At 64.9% G+C, this 23459-nt stretch carries 20 protein-coding genes; 9 read left to right on the forward strand and 11 right to left on the reverse strand.

The features are described from left to right. Nucleotides 1-3: 3 nt before the first annotated feature. From ABMA46_RS11495 to ABMA46_RS11510, 4 genes are all read right to left on the reverse strand, one after another. Nucleotides 4-930 carry a dimethyl sulfoxide reductase anchor subunit family protein gene (locus tag ABMA46_RS11495; protein WP_348999490.1) on the reverse strand — a complete coding sequence of 309 codons (927 nt, stop codon included), beginning with the start codon at nucleotides 928-930 and terminating at the stop codon, nucleotides 4-6. 3 nt (nucleotides 931-933) lie between these two features. Next, the gene (locus ABMA46_RS11500; protein WP_348999491.1) at nucleotides 934-1701 is read right to left on the reverse strand and encodes a 4Fe-4S dicluster domain-containing protein; all 768 of its coding nucleotides are present in this window, start codon (nucleotides 1699-1701) and stop codon (nucleotides 934-936) included. Between the two features lie 136 nt (nucleotides 1702-1837). Further along, a complete protein-coding gene (locus ABMA46_RS11505; protein WP_348999492.1) occupies nucleotides 1838-4687 on the reverse strand; it encodes a molybdopterin oxidoreductase family protein in 2850 nt (949 codons plus the stop codon). 167 nt (nucleotides 4688-4854) lie between these two features. Beyond that, complete coding sequence (locus ABMA46_RS11510; RefSeq protein ID WP_348999493.1) at nucleotides 4855-5286, reverse strand: L,D-transpeptidase; 432 nt, start codon at nucleotides 5284-5286, stop codon at nucleotides 4855-4857. Between the two features lie 244 nt (nucleotides 5287-5530). On the opposite strand from ABMA46_RS11510, the gene ABMA46_RS11515 reads away from it, so the two are divergent. The 5 genes from ABMA46_RS11515 (at nucleotide 5531) to ABMA46_RS11535 (ending at nucleotide 12272) form a co-directional block, all read left to right on the forward strand. Next, complete coding sequence (locus tag ABMA46_RS11515) at nucleotides 5531-6811, forward strand: acetylornithine deacetylase/succinyl-diaminopimelate desuccinylase family protein (protein ID WP_348999494.1); 1281 nt, start codon at nucleotides 5531-5533, stop codon at nucleotides 6809-6811. A gap of 143 nt (nucleotides 6812-6954) precedes the next feature. Further along, a complete protein-coding gene (locus tag ABMA46_RS11520; protein ID WP_348999495.1) occupies nucleotides 6955-8433 on the forward strand; it encodes an ABC transporter substrate-binding protein in 1479 nt (492 codons plus the stop codon). A 320-nt stretch (nucleotides 8434-8753) separates the two neighbouring features. Beyond that, the gene (locus ABMA46_RS11525) at nucleotides 8754-9701 is read left to right on the forward strand and encodes an ABC transporter permease (protein WP_348999496.1); all 948 of its coding nucleotides are present in this window, start codon (nucleotides 8754-8756) and stop codon (nucleotides 9699-9701) included. A gap of 7 nt (nucleotides 9702-9708) precedes the next feature. Continuing rightward, a complete protein-coding gene (locus ABMA46_RS11530; protein ID WP_348999497.1) occupies nucleotides 9709-10578 on the forward strand; it encodes an ABC transporter permease in 870 nt (289 codons plus the stop codon). Continuing rightward, nucleotides 10575-12272, forward strand: a complete 1698-nt coding sequence (locus tag ABMA46_RS11535) for an ABC transporter ATP-binding protein (RefSeq protein ID WP_348999498.1) — start codon at nucleotides 10575-10577, stop codon at nucleotides 12270-12272. Before ABMA46_RS11530 ends, ABMA46_RS11535 begins: the two co-directional genes overlap by 4 nt. A 23-nt stretch (nucleotides 12273-12295) precedes the next feature. Here ABMA46_RS11535 and ABMA46_RS11540 read toward each other — a convergent pair whose 3' ends face one another. Continuing rightward, nucleotides 12296-12961: a YjbE family putative metal transport protein gene (locus tag ABMA46_RS11540; protein ID WP_348999499.1), complete on the reverse strand. Its 666-nt coding sequence runs from the start codon at nucleotides 12959-12961 to the stop codon at nucleotides 12296-12298. A 220-nt stretch (nucleotides 12962-13181) separates the two neighbouring features. Here ABMA46_RS11540 and ABMA46_RS11545 point away from each other — a divergent pair, with 220 nt between their 5' ends. Both ABMA46_RS11545 and ABMA46_RS11550 read left to right on the forward strand, forming a co-directional pair. After that, nucleotides 13182-13946 (forward strand): copper homeostasis protein CutC, encoded by a 765-nt coding sequence (locus ABMA46_RS11545; protein ID WP_348999500.1) that lies wholly within the window; start codon nucleotides 13182-13184, stop codon nucleotides 13944-13946. Further along, nucleotides 13943-14440 carry a GNAT family N-acetyltransferase gene (locus ABMA46_RS11550; RefSeq protein ID WP_348999501.1) on the forward strand — a complete coding sequence of 166 codons (498 nt, stop codon included), beginning with the start codon at nucleotides 13943-13945 and terminating at the stop codon, nucleotides 14438-14440. The genes ABMA46_RS11545 and ABMA46_RS11550 overlap by 4 nt, the downstream gene beginning before the upstream one ends. A 70-nt stretch (nucleotides 14441-14510) precedes the next feature. Here the strand turns inward: ABMA46_RS11550 and ABMA46_RS11555 are convergent, their stop codons facing one another. The 5 genes from ABMA46_RS11555 to ABMA46_RS11575 all read right to left on the reverse strand — a co-directional run bounded on the left by ABMA46_RS11555 (nucleotide 14511) and on the right by ABMA46_RS11575 (nucleotide 20031). After that, entirely contained in the window at nucleotides 14511-14633 is a 123-nt protein-coding gene (locus ABMA46_RS11555) for an MFS transporter small subunit (RefSeq protein WP_348999502.1), read from the reverse strand. A gap of 11 nt (nucleotides 14634-14644) precedes the next feature. Next, entirely contained in the window at nucleotides 14645-16051 is a 1407-nt protein-coding gene (locus ABMA46_RS11560) for an L-lactate MFS transporter (RefSeq protein WP_348999503.1), read from the reverse strand. A gap of 189 nt (nucleotides 16052-16240) precedes the next feature. Beyond that, the gene (locus ABMA46_RS11565) at nucleotides 16241-17038 is read right to left on the reverse strand and encodes an FAD binding domain-containing protein (RefSeq protein WP_348999504.1); all 798 of its coding nucleotides are present in this window, start codon (nucleotides 17036-17038) and stop codon (nucleotides 16241-16243) included. Nucleotides 17039-17049: 11 nt separating this feature from the next. Beyond that, entirely contained in the window at nucleotides 17050-19398 is a 2349-nt protein-coding gene (locus ABMA46_RS11570; RefSeq protein WP_348999505.1) for a xanthine dehydrogenase family protein molybdopterin-binding subunit, read from the reverse strand. A 132-nt stretch (nucleotides 19399-19530) separates the two neighbouring features. Continuing rightward, on the reverse strand, nucleotides 19531-20031 hold the full coding sequence (locus ABMA46_RS11575) for a (2Fe-2S)-binding protein (RefSeq protein WP_348999506.1): 501 nt from the start codon (nucleotides 20029-20031) through the stop codon (nucleotides 19531-19533). Between the two features lie 309 nt (nucleotides 20032-20340). Between ABMA46_RS11575 and ABMA46_RS11580 the strand changes: the two genes are divergently transcribed. Both ABMA46_RS11580 and ABMA46_RS11585 read left to right on the forward strand, forming a co-directional pair. Beyond that, the gene (locus ABMA46_RS11580) at nucleotides 20341-21468 is read left to right on the forward strand and encodes an FIST N-terminal domain-containing protein (protein ID WP_348999507.1); all 1128 of its coding nucleotides are present in this window, start codon (nucleotides 20341-20343) and stop codon (nucleotides 21466-21468) included. 8 nt (nucleotides 21469-21476) lie between these two features. Beyond that, the gene (locus tag ABMA46_RS11585) at nucleotides 21477-22814 is read left to right on the forward strand and encodes an ATP-binding response regulator (protein ID WP_348999508.1); all 1338 of its coding nucleotides are present in this window, start codon (nucleotides 21477-21479) and stop codon (nucleotides 22812-22814) included. Nucleotides 22815-22833: 19 nt separating this feature from the next. Here ABMA46_RS11585 and ABMA46_RS11590 read toward each other — a convergent pair whose 3' ends face one another. After that, entirely contained in the window at nucleotides 22834-23430 is a 597-nt protein-coding gene (locus tag ABMA46_RS11590) for an ABC-type transport auxiliary lipoprotein family protein (protein WP_348999509.1), read from the reverse strand. Nucleotides 23431-23459: the final 29 nt, after the last annotated feature.

Here is a 23459-nt window from a genome sequence, read left to right on the forward strand (position 1 = left end):
ATTTCAGCCGCCGTAGTAGTTCATGACGGCGTGACGCGCCTCGGCGAAGAACAGCCATCGCTCCACCACGATTCCGAGCAGCGAAGCCAGGGCGGCGACGCCGGCGACCAGCGCCGCCGGCCAGCCGGGCTGGGCCGATCCGATCAACAGGAAGAACAGCAGCACGACCGGGACAACCGCTCCCACCAGCAGCGCCAGCCGCCACAGCTTGCCGGCGTGCTTGCGGGCCACCTTGAAGCCCATTTCCCTCGTCAGGTAGTTCTCCGTCATATGCGGCCTCTCGAACAGGCGCACGCGGCCGATCGCACTCAGGCCCGTGGCGCTTTCCGGCGTGGAGAGAGGACGCATGTCCAGCATCCTGCGCCGCCAGAACCGTCTCGCCGTCCAGGCCGCGGCGAGCAGGATGACGGCGGCCGGAGCAAAAAAACTCGACATGCCGGCGCCGCAAAAGGCGAGGAAACTGGCGGCGACGCAGCCGCCGGCGAGTGCAAAAAGCAGGTAGCAAAGCGGCGTCAGCGGCGTGTGCCAGGCCTGCACCGATTTCAGCGAAGCATAGATCATCGCGGTGCAGAACACGGTGACGAGACAGAGCGCCGAGCCGATCAGCCCGGCCACCACAGAATAGCGGCTTTCGACGACGCACAGCCAAGCCGAAGCTGCCAGCGGCAAAAAGGTGACGACCGCCATGACGCCCTCACGCGATAGCCAACTCGAGCGCCATTGCGAAAAAGCCCGCCAGGCGCGCTGCGGATTGCCGAGGTGTAGCGTGGACGAGGACAGTCCGGCCGCGACCAAAGCCAGCGCCAGAACCCAGCCGGCCTTGGTGGCCAGGGCCGCCGGATCGAACAGGCCGAGGCCGAGCGCGCAGGCCAGCCCGTAGCCGAGCCCCGAAAGCGTGGTGAAGACGATGATGGAGGGAGCCGGATGCATGGATCAGATTCGGTCCAGCACGCCGTCGAGCCATGCGAAGAAGCCCGTCGCGCCTTCGGTGCCTTCTTCCCGCTGCAGGGCGGACGCGCTGGCCGCCAGCGGCTTTCTTGGGCGCGGCGGCAGGTATTTGTTGACCGGCCGCGTTCCCTGCTCCGGCATCAGGTCGACCCCGCCGCGTTCGGCGACCATGATCGACACCGCCGATCCCGGATCGGCCAGATCGCCGAAATGGCGCGCATTGGCCGGACAGGTACGCACGCAGGCCGGCTGCCGGTCCGCCTCTTCCAGCGTCTCGTTGTAGATCCGGTCGATGCACAGAGTGCACTTCTTCATCACCCCGGCTGCGAGGTCCATCTCTCGCGCGCCGTACGGACAGGACCAGGCGCACAGGCCGCAGCCGATGCACTTGTCCTCCTCGACGAGAACGATGCCGTCCTCGGCGCGCTTGTAGGATGCGCCGGTCGGGCAGACGGTGACGCAGGGCGCGTCCTCGCAGTGCAGGCAGGATTTCGGGAAATGGACGATGCGCGCCTCGCCAGCCTCCCCGACCAGTTCGCCACCGTCCGGCACCACCTCGAACGTATGCACCCTGTTCAGCCAGGCGCCGGACACGTCCGCGCCGTAGGGATGCTGGTCCGACAGGGCGCTGCCGTAACCGCCGGTGTTCCATTCCTTGCAGTTGACCACGCAGGCATGGCAGCCGACGCAGACGTCCAGGTCGATGACGAGGCCGAGCTTCTTGGGCGTAGAAAGTGACGGGAGCGAGGTCATGGTACGCGCCTCCCATGATGGTGCAGACCCCCACCCCTAACCCCTCCCCGCAAGGGGGAGGGGGACTTGGAACGCGGCAGCTTCCCCTCCCCCTTGCGGGGAGGGGTTAGGGGTGGGGGTACGGCGCCTATGCTCCTCATCGCGCCCACTCCTGCCCGTAGCGCAGCACGTCGGGATGCGGTTCCGGCTCCGGCTGCGCGATGGCCGCGAAGTGCGGCTCGCTGATCGCCTCGCCAGGCTCCGCCTTCTCGATCTTCACCCTGAGATCGTACCAGGCCGCCTGTCCCGTCACCGGATCGGAATTCGACCAGCGCATGCCGTCCTCCTTCGACGGAAGAAGATCGGCGATCAGGTGATTCATCAAGAAACCTTTTTTCGCTTCCGGCGAATCCTTGTCCAGCGCCCACGCGCCGGCCCGTTTGCCGACGGCGTTCCAGGTCCAGATCGTCGAGGCATTGACCGCTTCCGTGCGCGCGACCTCGACCTTGATGCGGCCGTGATGCGACGTCACCCAGGCCCAGTCGCCGTCCTTCAGGCCAAGCTCGTCGCAGATCGGGCCCGGCACGTAGAGCGGGTTCCTGGTGTGAATCTGCCTGAGCCAGGCGTTCATCGATCCCCAGGAATGATACATGGCGGCCGGCCGCTGAGTGATTGCGTGGTATGGATATTCCTTCCGGTCCACCAGCGCTTCGCCGAATGGCCGGTACCATTCCGGCAGCGGATCGAAGCTTCCCAGTATTCGCTGCCTGTGCGTCTCCGGCGCCACCGGTTCGCGCAGGCCCTCGGCCGACAGTCGGAATTTCTGCAGCACCTCCTGGTAGAGCTGGAACGTCACCGGCTGCGGCGTGTCGAAGAAGCCCATGCGCACGGCGAAATCCTGGTAGGCCTGGTTGGCGTGTTTGAAGAACTGCGCCTCCATCGGGATGTGAGCCGAGAAGAAGGAGCCGTTCTCAATGTAGCGCTTCAACTGATCCGGATTGGAGGCCCCTCGCCCCGCCCGATCGCCCTTCAAGCCACGGAATCCGGCCAGCGGCCCGATGCCCGGCCGCCGCTCGTGGCGCACGATATAATCGGCGTAGTCCTTGTAGAGCGGCTTGCCGAGGCTATCGGCGAAGCCGGGAAGCCTGAGCCGCGCGCCGAGGTCGAGCAGGACAGTCTGGAACCCGCGCACGTCGCGGTCCGGTTCCAGCACCGGCCAGCGGATCGCGTCCTGAACGGCGTCCGGTTCGGAGATCGGCCGGTCGAGCAGCGAGATGCAGTCGTGCCGCTCCAGATAGGTCGTGTCGGGCAGGACGAGATCGGCGTAGGCGACCATCTCGGAGGCGTACGCGTCGCAATAGATGATCTTCGGAATGCGGTATTCGCCCGTGGTCGGGTCCTTGTCCTCCAGCATTCTGATGGTGCCGGCCGTGTTCATCGACGAATTCCAGGCCATGTTGGCCATGTAGAGGAACAGCACGTCCACCGGATACGGGTCGCCGGCATGGGCGTTGGCGATCACCATGTGCATCATGCCGTGCGCGGCGATCGGCGCGTCCCACGAGAACGCCTTGTCCAGGCGCGCCGGATTTCCGTCCGTGTCGATCAACAGGTCTTCCGGCCCGCCCGGAAAACCGAGATGCGGCCCCGCCAGCGGCTTGTCGGAGCCGAAATGCTCGGCGCGACCATGCGGCGTCGGATGCGCCGACAGCGGCTTGGGATAAGGCGGCTCGTAGCGGAAGCCGCCAGGGCAATCGATTGCGCCGATCAGCACCTGCAGGATGTGCAGCGCCCGCGTCGTCTGGAAACCATTGGAATGGGCGGACAGGCCGCGCATGGCGTGGAACGACACCGGCCGCCCCACATAACCCTGATGCCGTTCACCGTGCATGTCGGTCCACGGCTGTTCGACGACGATCTCCTCCTCGAAGGCGACGCGTGCGATCTCGGCTGCGAGGCCTCGAATGGTTTCGACCGCGATGCCTGTCTCGTCGGCGACCGCCTCCGGCGCATATTTCGGGTCGAGGTATTTTTCCGCCAGCAACTGAAACGACGGCACGGCGAAGCGGCCGTCCGCCAGTTCGAACCGGCCCGAAAGCGCGGCGTGCGCGCCTTTCGTGCCGGCCGGCACGGCCCGTTCCGTGACGGTTTCCCAGACCATCGGCTTTCCCTCGCCGTCGCGGGCGAACAGGCCGTGGTCCGCCGTCCCCGGCGCGTCCACCACCAACCAGGGCGCGTTGGAGTAACGAACCAGATAGTCGACGTCGATCTTCCGTGCCCTCAGGAGTTCATGGATCACGGCCAGGATCAGCAGCCCGTCCGTGCCGGGCCGTATGCCGATCCAGTTGTCGGCCACCGCAGAATAGCCGGTGCGCACCGGATTGACCGAGACGAAGCGCGCGCCGCGCTTCTTCAGTTTGGAAATACCCATCTTGATCGGGTTTGAATCGTGATCCTCCGCCACGCCGAACATCACGAACAGTTTCGTACGGTCCCAGTCGGGCGCGCCGAACTCCCAGAAGGCGCCGCCGATCGTCATGATGCCGGCAGCCGCCATGTTGACGGAGCAGAAGCCGCCATGCGCGGCATAGTTCGGCGTGCCGTATTGCTGCGCCCAGAAGCCGGTCAGCGACTGCGACTGGTCGCGACCGGTGAAGAAGGCCAGTTTCTTCGGGTCGCGATGGCGCACCTCGCCCAGCCATTTGGTGGCGATGGTCAGCGCTTCGTCCCAGGAGATTTCCTCGAATTGCCCGGAGCCGCGTGGGCCGACACGCCTCAGCGGCGCGCGCAGCCTCGCCGGCGCGTAATGTTGCATGATGCCGGCCGAGCCCTTGGCGCACAGCACGCCCTTGTTGACCGGATGGTCGCGGTTGCCCTCGATGTAGCGGATCCTGCCGTCCTTGATGTGGACGTTGATGCCGCAGCGGCAGGCACACATGTAGCAGGTGGTCTTGCGGACCTCGTCGGCCACGGGCTCTGACAGAGCGACGCTTGGGCTGGGACTCATTTCCTGGCTCCTCGACGGAGTCCTAGCCGTGCGGCACCGGAAAGGAAATGCGCCAAAACGGCGTCACGCGGCGATTTTCTTCTCCGCGCATACCGGGATGCGGAATGAACGCACTCCCTTTCCCGCTCTTTCCGGGCAAGATCCCGAAAACGCGGCTCCTTCCGAAATCAGTCGGCGACGACGATCCTTGTGTTGCCGAAACCCACTTCCTTCACCATCGAATAGAAGGTCGCCGCGTTGGCGGTACGTAGCCTGACGCAGCCGTGCGACGCCGGCGAGCCGAGCCGCCGAACGGCATTCGTGCCGTGAATCGCGTAACCGCCGTGATAGAAGACCGAATAAGGCATCGGCGACATGTGGTATTTGCGCGAATACCACATCCGTGCCGTTCGTTGCGGACGATAGGTGCCGCGCGGCGTGACGTAGCCGCTGCGCGCCGTCGAGACAGGCCAGCGATAGAGCACCTGCCCGTAGCGGCTCACGGTCATCGTCTGCGAGGAAATGTCCACGCGTGCAACCAACCCGGCAGCAGAGCTTTCAGCGACGCCGCCGAGCAACATGGCCGCCAAAGCGGCGACCGCCATGATAGTCTTCTTCATGATACCAAACCCCAATTGTTGCCTTGCATGCCCCATGCATGACTACTTTCGGCTTATTTCGCCTCTTTTTAAAGAGGAAACGAATGATAGGCGCGAGTCCTTGAACAAATGCCCAATGAGACGGAACAATTTTAACCGGTCTCTTCCAGGGGTAGCAGCGCGGCTCCTGGAGATTTCCTGACTTGTCTGGTGAGCCAATCGCGCGTGCTTGCATTCGGGCACCGAACGCGGCTCAATCGCGCCCATGTATGACCAGCTCCTCAAAACCATCGACACCCGGCGCGACGAGCTTGTCGCGCTGACCTGCGACCTGATCCGGTTCCCGACCGTCAACCCTCCGGGGGAAGCCTATACGCCTTGCGCGGAATTCCTCGGCGAACGGCTTCGCGCCAGGGGATTCGGCGTCGAATACATTCGCGCAACCGGCGTCCCCGGAGACAGCGACCGCTACCCGCGCACCAACGTCGTCGCGCGCTTCGACGGCCGCTCGCCGGGGCCGTGCGTTCATTTCAATTCGCATATCGACGTGGTGGAGGCAGGCGATGACTGGACCCTGGACCCCTTTGCGGGAATCGTGAGGGACGGCCGCATCTACGGGCGCGGCGCATGCGACATGAAGGGCGGGTTGGCCGCCTCCGTCATCGCGGTCGAGGCCTTCATGGCAACCTACCCGGATTTCCCCGGCGCCATCGAGATTTCGGGCACCGTCGACGAGGAATCCGGAGGGTTCGGCGGCGTCGCCCATCTGGCCTCCCTCGGCTATTTCTCAAGGCCCAAAGTCGATCACGTCATCATTCCCGAACCTCTCAACAAGGACCGCATCTGCCTCGGCCATCGCGGCGTCTGGTGGGCGGAGATCGAGACGAAGGGCGAGATCGCCCACGGGTCCATGCCGTTCCTCGGCGACAACGCCGTACGCCACATGGGCGCGGTGCTCGCGGCCTTCGAGGCCGACCTCTTTCCCGCGCTGGACCGCAAACGGACCACCATGCCCGTTGTGCCGCCCGGCGCGCGGCGCTCGACCATGAACATCAATTCCATCCACGGCGGCCAGACCGACGACTTCCGACCCGGCCTGCCCTCCCCTACGGTTCCCGATCGGTGCCGGCTCACCATCGATCGCCGGTTCCTGCTGGAAGAGAGGATCGACGACGTGAAATCGGAGGTCACCTCGATCCTCGACCGGCTGAAGCGTGAGCGCGAAAAGTTCGATTACGACATCCGCGACCTGATGGAGGTACAGCCGACCATGACCGAGCGCGACGCGCCGGTGGTCAAGGCCGTGGCGCAAGGCATCATGGAAGTCTTCGACCGCGAGCCGGACTATGTCATTTCGCCCGGCACCTACGACCAGAAACACGTCGCCCGCATCGGCGGCCTCTATGACTGCATCGCCTATGGACCCGGCATTCTCGACCTCGCGCATCGCCCCGACGAATGGGTAGGCATCGACGACATGATCGAATCGGCGAAGGTGATGGCGATCGGGCTTGATGTCCTCCTGCGTGGCGGGCGTGGAAACTGACGCAATAGGGTTGCCCGTCGATGTTCCGCGCCGCACGACGGGAAACATTCCGGCAAACCGTCTGTGAAAGGGGGGAGTGCGATTTACTCCCGTGCAAAATCAGGCTTCTATCCGCGCCGGTTCGGGAATTTGGGAGCAGACCGATGAGATTGTGGACGTCCATCCTCGCAGCCGCCGCTTTCGCCCTCGCCTCAGGCGGATCGGCGCTTGCCGCCCGAACCGATCTGGTGCTCGGCGTCGTGCTGGAGCCCCCGCACCTCGACCCGACCGCGAGCGCGGCAGCAGCCATCGACGAGATCCTCTACGCCAATGTCTTCGAGGGGCTGACGCGCATCGGCGCGAATGGCGAGGTCCTGCCCGACCTCGCCGAAAGCTGGACGGTCTCCGACGACGGCAAGACCTACACCTTCAAGCTGCACACCGGCGTGAAATTCCACGACGGCACCGACTTCGACGCCAATGACGTCAAGTTCTCGCTCGACCGCGCGCGCGGACCGAACTCGGTCAATGCGCAGAAGGTATTGTTCGAGGCGATCGACGCCGTCGAGGTCGTGGACCCTACCACCGTCAAGGTGACGCTGAAGCATCCGCAGGGCTCCTTCCTCTACAATATGGGCTGGGGCGACGCGGTGATCGTGGCGCCGGAATCGGCCGATACCAACAAGGAAAAGCCGATCGGCACCGGCCCGTTCAAATTCGACCACTGGGCCAAGGGCTCGGAGGTCACGCTGGTCAAATCGGACACCTATTGGGGCGAGCCGGCATCGCTCGACAAGGCGGAGTTCCGCTTCATCCCCGATGCAGCCGCGGCTGTGCCAGCGATGCTATCGGGCGACGTGCAGGCCTTCCCCTTCTTTCCGCCGGACGCCATCAGCCAGGTCGAGGGCAATCCGCAGTTGAAGGTTGTCGTCGGCTCGACCGAGGGCGAGACCATCCTCGCCATGAACAACAAGAAGCCGCCTTTCGACAAGCTGGAGGTCCGGCAGGCGATCGCCTCCGCGATCGACCGCAAGGCGATCATCGACGGCGCCTCGGGCGGGCTCGGCCAGCCCATCGGCTCGCATATGTCGCCCTCGAACAAGGCCTATGTCGATCTCACCGGCGTCTATCCGTACGATCCGGCCAAGGCAAAGGAACTGTTGAAGGAAGCGGGCCTCGAGAACGGCTTCAAGACGACGCTGAAGCTGCCGCCGCCGGCCTATGCCCGCGACGGAGGCCAGATCATCGCCTCCGAGCTGCGCGAGATCGGAATCGACGCCGAGATCATCCCGGTGGAATGGGCGCAATGGCTGGATCAGGTCTTCACCCGCAAGGATTACGACCTCACCATCGTCTCGCACACCGAGCCGAACGACATCGATATCTATTCGCGGCCCGACTACTACTTCAACTACCAGAATCCCGAGTTCAACAAGGTCATCGACGAGTTGAACCTGACATCGGACGAAGCGAAGCGAAACGAACTGCTCGGCGCCGCGCAGAAGATCCTCGCGCACGACGTCCCCGCCGCCTTCCTGTTCGAACTGCCGAAGGTCGGCGTGTGGGACTCCAAACTCACCGGCCTGTGGCAGAACGCGCCGATCCAGGCGAACGACCTGACGAAGGTAAAGTGGAGCGACTAGTCGTGCGGACTGCCGCTCGTTTCATTCCAGGCTCCGTTGCGCGGCCCCCGAATGACGGCCGGCTTCTTCTCTCCGTTCACGGCCGGGCAATCGCCTATAGCGTTGCCCCCCCACCCCTGTCCCCTCCCCACAAGGGGGACGGAGATGCCGATACCGCCGTTTCGCCGAAGATCGCTTACGCTGACTCACCGTGGTGCTGCCGCGAGGTCCCCCTCCCCCTTGTGGGGAGGGGTTAGGGATGGGGTGAGGCAAACGATGGGAGTTCAACGCCATAGGCGGTTACCCAGCAATGAACGGAGAGAAGGAAAGGCGCCTCGCGCATGACGACCTACCTTCTCAAGCGCCTGCTGATCGCCGCCGCCACCCTCGTCCTCGCGTCGATGGTGGTGTTCGCCGTGCTGCAGGTCGTGCCCGGCGATCCGGCGCGGCTGATGCTGGGCATGAACGCGGACGCCGACCAGGTCGAACTGCTGCGCAACCAGCTCGGCCTCAACGACCCGCTGGTTACCCGTTACCTGCATTGGGCCGCGGGCCTGCTCAGGTTCGATTTCGGGCGCTCCTACACCTATTCCGTGCCGGTGATCGACCTCGTGCGCGAGCGCGTCGTCGTCTCTCTGCCGCTTGCACTGATCGCTCTGGCGCTCTCCACCCTCATAGCGATCCCTGTCGGCGTCTATTCGGCCAGCCGGCACGGACGCGCCGGCGACGCGATCGCCATGGGCACCACGCAGGTCGGCGTCGCCATCCCGAATTTCTGGTTCGCCCTGCTCCTGATCTACCTGTTCGCCGTGTGGCTGCGTTGGGTGCCGGCCGGCGGCTTTCCCGGCTGGAAGGCGGGTGCATGGCCGGCGTTGAAGGCGCTTGCCCTGCCGGCGGTCGCGCTGGCGCTGCCGCAGGCCGCCATTCTCGCCCGCGTCACCCGGCAGGCGCTGGTGGAGGTGCTGACCGAGGATTATGTGCGCACCGCGCGCGCCAAGGGCCTGCCGTGGCGCGCCGTGCTGTGGCGCCATGCGCTGCGCAACGCGCTGATCCCGGTCGTGACCATCATGGGCCTGCAATTCGCCTTCCTTCTTGCCGGCACCATCATCATCGAGAACGTTTTCTATCTTCCCGGCCTCGGCCGCCTCGTCTTCCAGGCGATCACGCAGCGCGACCTGATCGTGGTGGAAAGCGTGATCATGCTGCTGGTCGCCGCCGTCATCGCCGTCAACCTGTTGGTCGACCTCTCCTACGCGGTGGTCGACCCGCGGCTGAAGGCGCGGGAGTGAGCGCGCGGTGACGCTGCACGTCGACATGCCGGAAGGCCGAATGGCAAGCCTGGCCGCCAAGGCTCTGCGGAACCGGTCCTTCGTCGTCGGGCTGGCGGTCGCCGTGATCGTGATCCTGGCGGCGCTGGTGTCGTTCGTCTGGACGCCCTACGATGTGGCCGCCCTCGTCATCGCGGACAAGCTGCGGCCGCCTTCGGCCGCACACTGGTTCGGCACCGACCATTTCGGACGCGACATCCTGTCCATGATCATGGTCGGCGCGCGCAACTCCATCGCGGTCGCCCTGGTCGCCGTCGGCATCGGCATGGGCGTCGGCGTGCCGCTCGGCTGTCTCGCGGCGGCCCGCGGCGGCCTGCTCGACGAAGCGGTGATGCGGCTGAACGACCTCGTCTTCGCCTTCCCGGCCCTCCTGTCGGCGGTGATGATCACGGCCGTGTTCGGGCCGGGCGCCGTCAACGCCATCATCGCCATCGGCATCTTCAACATTCCCGTGTTCGCGCGCGTGGCGCGGGCCGGCGCGCTGGCGATCTGGCCACGCGAATTCATCCTCGCCGCACGCGCCGCCGGCAAGGGCGGCGCGCTCATCACCGTCGAGCACATACTGCCCAACATCGCCACGCTCTTGATGGTCCAGGGAACCATCCAGTTCGCCCTCGGCATCCTGGCAGAGGCAGGTCTGTCCTATGTCGGCCTCGGCGCCCAGCCGCCGATGCCGAGTTGGGGACGCATGCTGTTCGACGCGCAGACGCGCATGGCAACCGCACCGTGGATGGCGATCTTCCCCGGCATCGCCATCGCCGTCACCGTGCTCGCGCTGAACCTGCTCGGCGACGGCATTTCCGACATCATCGACCCGAAGTCGCGGCGGCGTCGATGAAGCCTTCCGCAAGCCTCCTCGAAATCGAAGGCCTGAGGCTGGACATCGGCGGCCAGCCCGTCCTCAAGGGCGTGGATCTGTCGGTCGCCTCCGGCGAGACGGTCGCGCTGGTCGGCGAATCCGGGTCTGGCAAGTCGATGACGGCGCTGACGGTGATGCAACTCCTGCCGCAGGCTGCGCGAACATCGGGCCGCGTGACCTTCGACGGCATCGATATCCTGTCCGCGACCGAAGACCAGATGTGCGCGCTGCGCGGCGACGATGTCGGCATGGTCTTCCAGGAACCGATGACGGCGCTCAACCCGGTCAAGACCATCGGCGAGCAGGTGGCCGAGGGCATACGCTGGCATACCGGGGCCAACCGCGCCGACGCCGAAGCCCTTGCCCGCCGGATGCTCGACCGGGTCGGCTTGCCGGCGGCGAAATTCCCGCTCGCGCGCTATCCGCACGAGCTTTCCGGCGGCCAGCGCCAGCGCGTCGTCATCGCCATCGCCTGCGCACTCAAGCCGAAGCTGCTGATCGCCGACGAGCCTACCACGGCGCTCGACGTCGTCTTGCAGCAGCAGATCCTCGAATTGCTCAGGAGCCTCGTGGCGGAGAGCCGCATGGGTCTGCTGCTGATCTCGCACGACCTTGCCGTGGTCGCCGACATGTCGGACCGCATCACCGTGCTGAAAGGCGGCGAGGTGATGGAGGCGGGAGAGACGGTGCGCGTCCTGTCCGGGCAGGTGCATCCCTACACGCGGCAACTGGCGCTGGCGTCGATGCATGTGCCGAAGCGCAGCGTGCCGGCAGTCGCCAGATCGGCAGTCGCCAATCGGATTTTCCCCGAAGCCTCCCGACTGCCGATTGCCGATCTGCCGACTGCCGAGTCCTCCCTGCTCGACGTCCAGTCCGTCTCCCGCCTCTATCCCGGCCGGCGTCTTTCCCTGGTCCGGCGCGACACGCCGGTGCATGCGGTCGACGACGTGTCCTTCACCATTGCCTCCGGCCAGTCGGTGGCGCTGGTCGGCCGATCCGGCTGCGGCAAGTCCACGCTCGCCCGCATGGTGCTGGCGCTGGACAGGCCGACGAGCGGCGAAATCCGCTTTCGCGGCGAGACGATCACCGGCAGGAGCGAAACCGAGCTCAAATCGGCGCGGCGCGACATGCAGGTCGTCTTCCAGGACCCCTACGGCTCGTTCGACCCGCGCCAGAAGGTGGAACGGCTGGTGGCGGAGCCGCTGCACCTGTTGGCGAAAAAACCGGCGCGCGCCGAGCGGCGCGAGATGGTTGCCCACGCGCTGGAGGAAGTGGGCCTCAGTCCCCGCGACATGGAAAAATATCCGCACGAGTTTTCAGGCGGACAGCGCCAGCGGCTGTCGATCGCCCGCGCCGTCATCACGCGGCCGAAGCTGGTGGTGGCGGACGAACCCGTCTCTGCCCTCGACGTGTCGATCCGCGCGCAGATCCTCGATCTCTTCGCGGAACTGAACGGAAAGCTCGGGGTCGCCTACCTCTTCATCACCCACGACCTGACAGTGGCGCGCGCCATCACGGACGATGTGCTGGTCATGGACGAAGGCCGCATCGTCGAGCATGGCCGCACCGGCGACGTGCTCGGCCATCCGCAGTCGCAAGCCGCAAGGGCTCTCGTCGCCGCCGCGCCCGACCTTCACCGCGCCCTCGCCCGCAGGATGCAGGAGCAAGGATAGAGGCGCTGCCGCAAGCGGTCCGGTCAGCCGGCAGCGGGCGCCGCCCGGCCAAGCAGTGTCGAATAGTCGAGCTTCATCAGGTCTTCGACCCCGTCGACGATCATGCCGAGCGCCACATAGACGATGATGGCGAGGCCGATCCAGCCGATCCACCGGTATTTCGCCAGCAGTTTCGCCACCAGCGTCGAGGCGGCCGCCATGAGAACCACCGAGAGGACGAGGCCGAAGATCAGCGCGTCGATATTTTCCTGGGCTGCGCCGGCGACTGCAAGGACGTTGTCCAGCGACATCGACAGGTCCGCCACGATGATCTGGACGATGGCCTGGCTGAGCTTCTTCGGCGGACGGACCGGTGCCATCGCGCCCTCGCCCGCCATATCCGGCTCCTCGGCAGGTTCGCCGGCCGCGCGCAGCTCCTTGAACATGTTCCAGCAGACCCAGAACAGCAGCAGTCCGCCGAGCAGCGTGATGCCGGTTATGGCCAGGATTTCGACGGCGATGACCGCGAAGACGATGCGTATGACGGTCGCGGCCGCGATGCCGATGAAGATCGCCTTCTGTCTCAGTTCGGCAGCGAGGCCGGCAGCCGCCATACCGATGACGATGACATTGTCGCCCGACAGGACGAGATTGATGGCGATGACTTCCAGATAGGCGAGAACCGTCGACTGGTCGATTCCAAACGGCATTCGGCGGCTCCTGGACGGCTCCCCTGCGCGCGCGGCGAAACAGACGGCAGACGTCCGGGCGGCGTAGACACCTAACTGTTATGGCGGGCCTCGCAAGTCAAGGACGAGGCCTTCGTCATACGTTGAACATCGGCTTCCCGGCAGCGTTTCGGCGCCCCTGAAACGGTTTCCTTTGGGCGGAGATATGCGCTAGAGGCACAAGCAGGAATTGGAGGCAAATATGGCGTTGGACGGTTCACCGAACTCTCCGCTGATCGAAGTCTGCGTCGAGGGGATAGACGGCCTTCTGGCAGCCCAGTCGGCGGGCGCGGATCGTGTCGAACTCTGCGCCAGCCTGCTGGAAGGCGGCCTCACGCCGAGCTTCGGCACCGTCCGTGCGGCGCTGGAGCGCGCGACGATACCCTTCCACGTCATCGTGCGCCCGCGCGGCGGCGATTTCCTCTACAGCGATGCGGAATACCACTCGATGCTGGCCGATGTCGCGGCGCTGCGCGAGATGGGCGTGGCGGGTGTCGTCGTGGGATGCCTGACGGCCGAGGGCGTCATCGACGAGGCGCGCATGACGGCCCTCGTCCAGGCTGCCGACCCGCTTGCGGTCACATGCCACCGCGCCTTCGACATGACCCGCGATCCTGCCGAAGCGCTGGAGGCGCTGATCCGCTGCGGCGTCGGCCGCGTGCTGACCAGCGGCCAGCGCGACACGGCAGCCGAAGGAGCCGACCTGCTCGCGGCACTGGTGCGGCAGGCAGGCGACAGGATCGTCATCCTCGGCTGCGGCGCGCTGGGGCCAGACACTATCGGCGAAATCCGGAAAAAGACCGGATTGAAGGAAATGCACTTCGCCGCCTTGAAGGATCTGCCGAGTGAAATGCGCTACCGCAACCCGCATGTCGGCATGGGCGGCACCGATCTCGACCGGGAATACCGCATCACGGTGACGGACCCGACGCTGATCGCCGACACCATCACGGCGGCGAGGGCATGAGCAATCGGGACATCAAGACGATAGAGACCGTACCGGCCGAGTTGCAGGCTGCAGTGCTGGCGCTCAACAACGAACATGCTGAGGAGCTTTCCTGGTTGGAGCCGGAGCAATTGTCGGCGCTGCTTGGCGAGGCCTTTTATGCGCGGCGCATCGGCGCGCTGGAAGCCTTCATCATGACCTTCGACCAGAGCGCCCGCTACGACAGCCCCAACTTCCTGTGGTTCCGTGGTCGCTACCCGCGCTTCGTCTACGTCGACCGCGTGGTGGTGGCAGCCGAAGCGCGCGGTCGCGGCCACGCACGGCGGCTCTATGAAGACCTGTTTGCCCATGCGGCGCGCGCCGGGCACAGCATCGTCACCTGCGAGGTGAACGCCGAGCCGCCCAATCCGGCCTCGGATGCTTTCCACGCGGCGCTCGGCTTCGCCGAGGTGGGCTCGGCCGCGATCCATGACGGCAGGAAGACGGTGCGCTATTACGCAAGGCCATTGGCCTGAGATCACGCCAGATACGAAAAGCGGCGGGCCTGTCAGGCCCGCCGCCCTTGCGACGCAAAAACCGTAGCTGCTACTGGAACAGTTTCATCGCGTTGACCAGCGTCTGCAGCACGCCGAGAACCAGCGGGATGCCGACAAATCCCCACGCCAGCACGAGTTGCAGGGTGGTGGTGCCGTTCTGATTGTTTTCCATTGTCATTCTCCTCAGGCCCTGGCCGCGTCACCGGCGACGTCGAGCGCGGCATCGGTCTTCTCGTCCTTCATGTGGAAGCGACTGTCGACCGGCTTGACGAAGAAGTTGCAGATGAAGCCGATCACCAGAAGGCCGGCCATGATGTACATGGTGTTGTTGTAAGCATCCGCCTTCGGTACGCCGTGCGTGACGTTGTACTCACGCAGATAGTTGACGATGACCGGCCCGAATATCCCGGCCGCCGACCATGCCGTGAGCAGGAGCCCGTGGATGGCGCCGACATAGCGCGTGCCGAACATGTCGCGCAGATAGGCCGGCACGGTCGAGAAGCCGCCACCATACATCGAGATGATGATGAGGAAGCACAGCACGAAGCCGGCGACGCTGCCAGTCGCGCCCGTCAATGGAACCAGACAGTAGAGGATGAAGCCCAGCACCATGAACACGAAATAGGTGTTCTTGCGGCCGATGTAGTCGGATGTCGTCGCCCAGGCGAAGCGACCGCCCATGTTGAACAGGCTCATCAGGCCGACCAGGCCAGCCGCCGCGACCGGCGTGATCAATCCGGGGAACATCTCCTGGCTCATCGCCGAGGCCTGACCGAGCACGCCGATGCCGGCTGTCACGTTCAGGCACAGCACCCACCAGATCAACCAGAACTGCGGTGTCTTCAGCGCATCGTAGACGAAGACGTCTTTCTTGCTGATGAGTTTGTTCTCCTTGGGGGCGACATAGCCTTCCGGCTTCCAGTCGGCCGGCGGCACGCGCACGATGATCGAGCCGACGACCATGAAGATGAAATAGACGATGCCGAGGACGACGAAGGTTTCCATCACGCCGATATGGGCGTCGGTGGTGAACCTCTTCATCAGCCAGACCGACAGCGGCGCGGCGATGAAGGCGCCGCCGCCGAAGCCCATGATCGCCATTCCGGTGGCCATGCCCGGCCGATCCGGGAACCATTTGATCAGCGTCGAGACCGGCGAGATATAGCCTATGCCGAGCGCGATGCCGCCGAGCACACCGTAACCGAGATAGATCAGCCACAGATTATGAATGGAAACGCCGAAGGCCGAAATCAGAAATCCCGCAGCCCAGCAGCAGGCGGCGGTGAACATCGCCTTGCGCGGACCGCCCTCCTCGACCCAGCGGCCGAACACCGCCGACGAGACGCCGAGAAAGAAGATGGCCAGCGAGAAGATCCAGCCGAGTTCCGTCAGTTTCCAGTCGTCGGGTGCCGATTCGGATATGCCGATGAGCTTGGTCATCGGCAGGTTGAAAACGCTGAACGCATAGGCCTGGCCGATGCACAAATGCACGCACAAGGCCGCCGGCGGCACCATCCAGCGGCTGAAGCCTGGTTTTGCAATGGTACGCGAGCGGCTGAACCAGCCGCCGCCTCCTGATCCTGTATCCATGATTCCCTCCCCGATTTATCTATTATGGGCAGGAGACAGGTTATTATCGTGGTGCGATATGACAATTCACAATCGCCGCCCTACGACAATAGTCGAATACGTCTGTGGAATACGCAAACGAACAGCCAGTCGCGGGACGCGGCGCGGAATGGCTCCACGCCGCTGAATCAAGTCTTTTGAAGTCAGGCCTCAGGCGTTGGCCGCGGCGACGGCGCGCTTGGCCATGACCTTCACCAGGTTGGCGCGGTAGTCGGCCGACGCGTGCATGTCCGTCATCAGATTGCCCGCCGGCACCTTGACGCCATCGAGAGAAGCAGCGTCGAATGCCTTCGCGAGCGCGGCTTCCATTTCCTTCGAGCGGAAGACGCCGTCATCGCCAGCTCCGGTCACGGCTACCCTGATGCCGTCCTTGTCTTTCGCTACGAAGACGCCGACGATGGCGTAGCGGGACGCCGGATTGCGGAATTTCTCGTAGCCGGCCTTGGCCGGCGCGGTGAAGCTGACAGCCGTAACGATCTCGCCGTCCTTCAGAGCCGTCTCGAAAAGCCCCTTGAAGAACTTGTCGGCGGCAATCTCGCGCTTGTTGGTGACGATGGTGGCATTCAGCGCCAGCATCGCCGCTGGGTAGTCGGCAGCTGGATCGTTGTTGGCGATCGAACCGCCGATCGTGCCTTTGTGGCGAACGGCCGGATCGCCGATCAGCGAGGCGAGATGCGCCAGTGCCGGGCAGGCTTTCTGGAGCTTCGCGTCGCCCGCGACATCGTAATGCGTCGTCGCGGCGCCGATCGTGACCGTCTTGCCCGACACCTTGACGCCCTTGAGCGCATCGATGCGCGAGATGTCGACCAGGTCGGACGGAGCGGCGAGCCGCGTCTTCATTGCCGGGATCAGCGTCATGCCCCCCGACAGGAGCTTCGCATCCTCGTTTTTCAACAGCTTAGCCGCATCAGAAACCGAGGCGGCGCGGTGATAGTTGACTGCGTACATGAGCGTCCTCCTCAGTGCTTCGTCGCCTGGATCGCAGCCCACACGCGGGACGGCGAAGCGGGCATCGTCAGGTCGTTGGTGCCGATGGCGTCGGTGATGGCGTTGATGACCGCCGGCGGCGAGCCGATGGCGCCGGCCTCGCCGCAGCCCTTGATGCCGAGCGGGTTGCCGGGACACGGCGTATTGGAGGTCGATACCTGAAAGGACGGCAGGTCGCCGGCACGCGGCATGGTGTAGTCCATATAGCTCGCCGTCAGAAGCTGGCCCTCGCCATCGTAGTGCGCGCCCTCCAGCATGGCCTGACCGACGCCTTGCGCGATGCCGCCATGCACCTGTCCTTCGACGATCATCGGGTTGATGATGTTGCCGAAGTCGTCGGCGGCGACGAACTGGACGATCTCGGTCACGCCAGTCTCGGGATCGACCTCGACCTCGCAGATGTAACAGCCGGCTGGGAACGTGAAGTTGGACGGATCGTAGAACGCCGTTTCCTTCAGGCCCGGCTCCATGCCCGACGGCAGATTGTGCGCCGTATAGGCCGCCAGCGCCAGCTGGAACCAGGGCACGGTCTTGTCGGTGCCGGCGACCTTCAACTCGCCGTTCTCGATGACGATGTCGCCCTCGTCGGCCTCCATCAGGTGGGCTGCGATCTTCTTCGCCTTGGCCTCGACCTTATCCAGCGCCTTGACGATGGCCGACATGCCGACCGCGCCGGAGCGCGACCCGTAGGTGCCCATGCCCATCTGCACCTTGTCGGTGTCGCCGTGGACGATCGAGACCGAATCGAGCGGCACGCCGAAACGCTGGTTGACCAGTTGCGCGAAGGTCGTCTCATGGCCCTGCCCGTGGCTGTGCGAGCCCGTCAGTACCTCGATCGTGCCGACCGCGTTGACGCGCACCTCGGCCGATTCCCAAAGGCCGACGCCGGCGCCGAGCGAACCGACGGCTGCGGACGGCGCGATGCCGCAGGCCTCGATATAGTTGGAGAAACCGATGCCGCGCAGCTTGCCGCGTTTGGCCGCCGCGGCCTTGCGTTTCGGAAAGCCGGCATAATCGACCTGCTTCATCGCCGCGTCTAGGGAGGCGCCGAAATCGCCGGCGTCGTAGTTCATGATGACCGGCGTCTGGTGCGGGAACTGGGTGATGAAGTTCTTGCGGCGCAGTTCGGCAGGATCGACGCCGAGTTCCCGTGCCGCCGTCTCCATCGTCCGCTCCAGGAGATAGCAGGCTTCCGGACGCCCCGCGCCGCGATAGGCATCGACGGGCGCCGTGTTCGTATAGACCGCCCTGACGTTGGCGTGGATCGCGGGGATGTTGTACTGGCCCGACAGCAGCGTGGCGTAGAGGTACGTCGGCACCGACGAGGAGAACAGCGACATGTAGGCACCGAAATTGGCGATGGTGTCGACCTTCAGCCCGATGACGCGGTTGTCCTTGTCGAACGCCATCTGAACTTCCGAGACATGATCGCGTCCGTGCGCATCGGTGAGGAAGCTCTCGGTCCGGTCGGCCACCCATTTCACCGGCACGCCGGTCTTCTTCGACGCCCAGCAGCAGATGACCTCTTCCGGGTAGATGAAGATCTTGGAGCCGAATCCCCCGCCGACATCCGGTGCTATGACGCGCAGCTTGTTTTCGGGCGCGACGTTGTAGAACGCGCTCATCACCAGACGGGCGACATGCGGGTTCTGCGAGGTCGTCCAGCACGTGGTATGGTCCTCGGCCTTGTCATAGTGACCGAGCGCGGCGCGCGGCTCCATCGCATTCGGCACCAGCCGGTTGTTGACGATGTGCATCCGGGTGATGTGAGCGGCCTTGGCAAGTGCCGCGTCCGTCGCCTTGGCGTCGCCGATCTCCCAGTCGTAGATCAGATTGCCCTCGGCCTCGGGGTGAAGCTGCGGCGCGCCCTTCTTCAGCGCATCGACGGCGCTCGTCACCGACTTCAGCTCCTTGTAGGTCACCTCGACCGCTTCTGCCGCGTCGCGCGCCTGGCCCTTGGTGTCGGCCACCACGATGGCGACCGCGTCGCCGACATAACGCACCTTGTCGACAGCGAGCGGCGACCACGCCCCCATCTTCATCGGCGTGCCGTCCTTGGAATGGATCATCCAGCCGCAGATCAGGTTGCCGATGCCGTCGGCCTTGAGTTCCTTGCCGGTCAGAACGCCGATCACCCCCGGCATCGCCTTGGCTTTCGACACGTCGAGCTTCTTGATCTGCGCGTGCGAATGCGGGCTGCGCACGAACACGGCATGCTTCATGCCGGGCACCACCATGTCGTCGACATAGCGGCCGGCGCCTGTAATGAACCGCTTGTCTTCCTTGCGCGCCACGCGAGCGCCGATGCCTTCGATACCCATGTCAGTTCCTCCCTTCAGGGAGAGGCAGTCGGCAGTCGGCAATCGGCAGTCGTTGTGGACTACGCGCAATGCCCCTGCCGAAGCGCCTCCTTCAATTCGATTGCCGACTGCCGATTGCCGACTGCCGTTTCATCACGCCGCCTTCTTCGCCCTGCCCTTGCCTGCCTTCGCCATCGTCGCGGACGCGGCGAGGACGGCCTTGACGATGTTGTGATAGCCGGTGCAGCGGCAGATATTGCCTTCCAGCTCCTCGCGCACCGTCTTCTCGTCGAGGCCTTCCGGGTGACGGCGGATCATATCGGTCGCCGTCATGATCATGCCGGGCGTGCAGAAGCCACATTGCAGGCCATGATGTTCCTTGAAGGCGGCCTGCACCGGATGAAGGTCCGCACCGTCGGCGAGGCCCTCGATCGTGACGACGGTGGAGCCCGCTGCCTGGGCGGCGAGCATGGTGCAGGATTTCACCGCCTTGCCGTCGACATGCACCACGCAGGCGCCGCATTGAGACGTGTCGCAGCCGACATGTGTGCCGGTCAGCCCGAGGGTCTCGCGCAGGAAATGGACGAGCAAGGTGCGGTCTTCGGCGGAGCCGCTCACCTGCCTCCCGTTAACCGTCATCGATATGTCCGACATAAAGCCTCCCTGGGTGTTCCAACCTTGGTTCTCGGCGACCGGCCTAGCCTGCGCTCGGCGTTATTCTAGCCACGAATAACGCTTCGGCAAAGCCTCTGTATTGCCTCGCCGCGAGAATGCTATCGGCCCTTTTGGCCGTATATTGTACTTTCGGTCACGCGCGCCCCTCACGCCGCCGCCGATGCGCTTGCCAAAACAGCGATCCGCCACGACAATGGAGAAACCGCCTGCTCGAAAGCGGTCGGCGGGAGGACTTGGGAGGAAGCCCTGCTCTGCTCGCGGACAAGCTATGCCTGCGGCCTGTCGGCATTGACCACCGACAACGCCGACGCCGAAGCCTTCGCGCGGGCGGTGAACGACGAAGCGCAAGCGGTGGGAGCCGATTTCGCTTTGGTCTTCTTTTCGCAAAGCCTGATCGACGCCGCCACGCTGGCCGAGGCGCTGGCAAGACATGCGCCGACCCTTCGCCACGCCGGCTGCTCCACCGCGGGGGAAATCACGCCGCAAGGGCTCGAGGAAGGCCATATGCTGGCGATCCTCTTTCCCTCACCCGCATTCGTGACCGCAGACATCATGGTTCGCGGGCTTTCGACATCGCCGATCGACGGCATCACCGGCGACGTGGAAGCGCTCAGGCGGGATCTGCAGGCCCGCCTCGGCGAGAACGAGGATCGAAATATCTTCGCGCTCTGCTTCATTGACGGGCTTTCCTATGCGGAAGAAGCCGTTACCTCCGCCATCCATTGGGGACTGGACGACATACCGCTCATCGGCGGCTCGGCGGGCGACGATCTGAAATTCGAGACGACGCGGGTCATTTCCGACGGGCACGCGGCGTCGGACAGCGCCGTCATCGTGCTGATCGCGACGGACGTTCCATTCCAGGTCTTCAAGACCGACAATTTCGTTCCGACCGACGAAAAGCTGGTGGTGACGGCCTCCGATCCCGACAACCGCATCGTGCGGGAATTCAACGCGGCCGGCGCGGCGACGGAATATGCCGCCTCCGTCGGCATCGTGCCGGAAGCGCTGACGCCGCTTTCCTTCGCCTCGCACCCGGTCGTCGTGCGCGTCGGCGGAGAATATTACTGCCGTTCGATCCAGAAGATGCACCCCGACGGCTCGCTCTCCTTCTTCTGCGCCATCGACGACGGCATCGTGCTTTCCATCGCACAACCGAAGGGAATGGTGGAATCGACGGAAGCGGCCCTTGCCGATGTCGCGACCCGGCTCGGCGCGTTGGATCTGGTGCTTGGCTTCGATTGCGTCTTGCGCCGGCTGGACGCGCAGAACCGCCAGATCACCCGCGAAATGTCGGAACTCTACCGGTCCCACAATGTCATCGGCTTCGGCACCTACGGCGAGCAGTACCGTTCCATGCATCTCAACCAGACCTTTACCGGCATAGCCTTCGGGCTTCCCGGGGCGGCCCGCTAGGCTCCGTCATGCCCATCAGCCGGATCGACGATATCGAGCGCCTGAAGAAGATAAATGCCGCGCTGATCTCGCGCGTCGAGCGCTCGATGGATCAGCAGGGCAACGCCTTTTCGCTGTTCCAGACGGCGATCGCGCTGGAAAGCCGGGTAAGGGCACGCACGGAGGAACTCCACGCGACCCTGCGGCGGCTGGAACAATCCAACATCGACCTTTCCGCCGCCAAGGAAAGCGCGGAGCAGGCGAATCTCTCAAAAACCCGTTTTCTCGCGGCGGCGAGCCATGACGTGTTGCAGCCGCTCAACGCGGCTCACCTTTCTGTCTCGGCCCTCGCCGAATTGCAGACGAGCGAGGAAGGCAGAACGCTGGTCAGGCAGGTCGAGCGCTCGCTGGAGACGATGGAGGACCTGCTGCGCACCCTGCTGGACATCTCACGGCTCGATGCCGGCGTGGTTCAGCCCAGCATCGCCGACGTCCAGCTCGAAGCGCTGTTTTCCTCGCTGAAATCCGATTTCCAGCAATTGGCGGAACGCAAGGGCCTGACGCTGAAATTCCTGGAAACGGGGGCCGTGGTCCGCTCCGACGCGACGATGCTGCGGCGCATCCTGCAGAACATGCTGTCCAATGCGCTGCGCTACACGCGCTCCGGCGGCATTCTCGTGGGCGTGCGCAATCGCGGCGCCACCGTGCGCATCGACGTCGCCGACACCGGATGTGGTATTCCCGAAACGCAGCGAGACGCGATCTTCGAGGAGTTCCACCGCGGCACCGTTTCCCCCGATGCCGAACTGGTCGGCGGCGGGCTAGGGCTTGGGCTGGCGATCGTGCGCCGCATGGCCGGCGCGCTCGGCCATCCCGTATCATTCTCTTCACGTGTCGGCCGCGGAACGATCTTCCATGTCGACGTGCCGAGCATCGGCAGCGCTCCCGCGCATGTCGTGCCGGCCGGCGAGGCGGAGCGGCCGCGCGGCTACGGGCTGTTCGGCACGCGGGTGCTGCTGGTCGAGAACGATCCGGACGTGCTCGGCGCCATGACCTCGCTGCTGGAACGCTGGCAATGCGCGGTCCGGGCGGCGACCTCGACCGAGGAAGCGCTCGACGCGCTCGGCGACACCGCCTGGACGCCCGATATCGTCATCGCCGACCAGCACCTCGACAGCGGCGACCTGGGAACCAATACGATCACCGAGATCAGGGACTATCTGGGGCGGCCGGTCCCCGCGCTCCTGGTTACCGCCGACAATTCGGAGTTGATCGACCGCGCAGCGCAAGCCGCCGGCATCGAGCTGATGCGCAAGCCGCTCAAGCCGGCGCAGCTTCGCGCCTTGCTGGCGCATCTGCTGGCATAAGCTCTGAGTGATTTGGCCGTCAGATCGTCCGGTCCGTCCAGCGGACGATGTCGGAGGCTGCCTGGCCGAACGCCCGGTTCAGCGCATCGACGTAGGCCTTGTTGCCGCTGCCGGACACGGGAGCCGACGCGGTGAACTCCTTCGCCGCGCGCACTTCGCCGTTGCGGTCGTTGAGCAGGCGTACGAACAGATCGACCTCGGCCACGCCGCCATTGTCGGCGCGCACGCCGAAGGCCCGTATCTCGGTGATGACCTGATAGTCGATCGCCAGCCCCTCGCCCGGCTTGCCAACGCCAGCGAAGCTGCCGGAGCGCTGGAAGGTTTCCGCCAGCCTGGCCTGGACGATCAGCGGCAGCCTGTCGGCCCACTGCGCGCCCTTGAGGTATTCGATGGAACGCGAGCCGGTCTTGATGACGATGTTCTGACTGTCGAGCGCCTTGAGCGCAGCCGGCTGGGCGATCAGGATCTGACGGCGGCTATGGCCGTGCGAGGCGACGGGGGCCGCCGAAAGATCGAACGTGTCGAGCGGCGCCGGCCCGCCGCCCGGCAAGGCCGCGCAGCCGGTGAAAGACAGGGCGAGCACGCCCAGGACGAAACGGAAAACTCTCGGCTTCACGCGCTATCCCCGATGTCGCGAGCGTTTGG

It is taken from the genome of Mesorhizobium hunchu (assembly GCF_040081975.1).
Lineage (GTDB): Bacteria > Pseudomonadota > Alphaproteobacteria > Rhizobiales > Rhizobiaceae > Mesorhizobium > Mesorhizobium hunchu.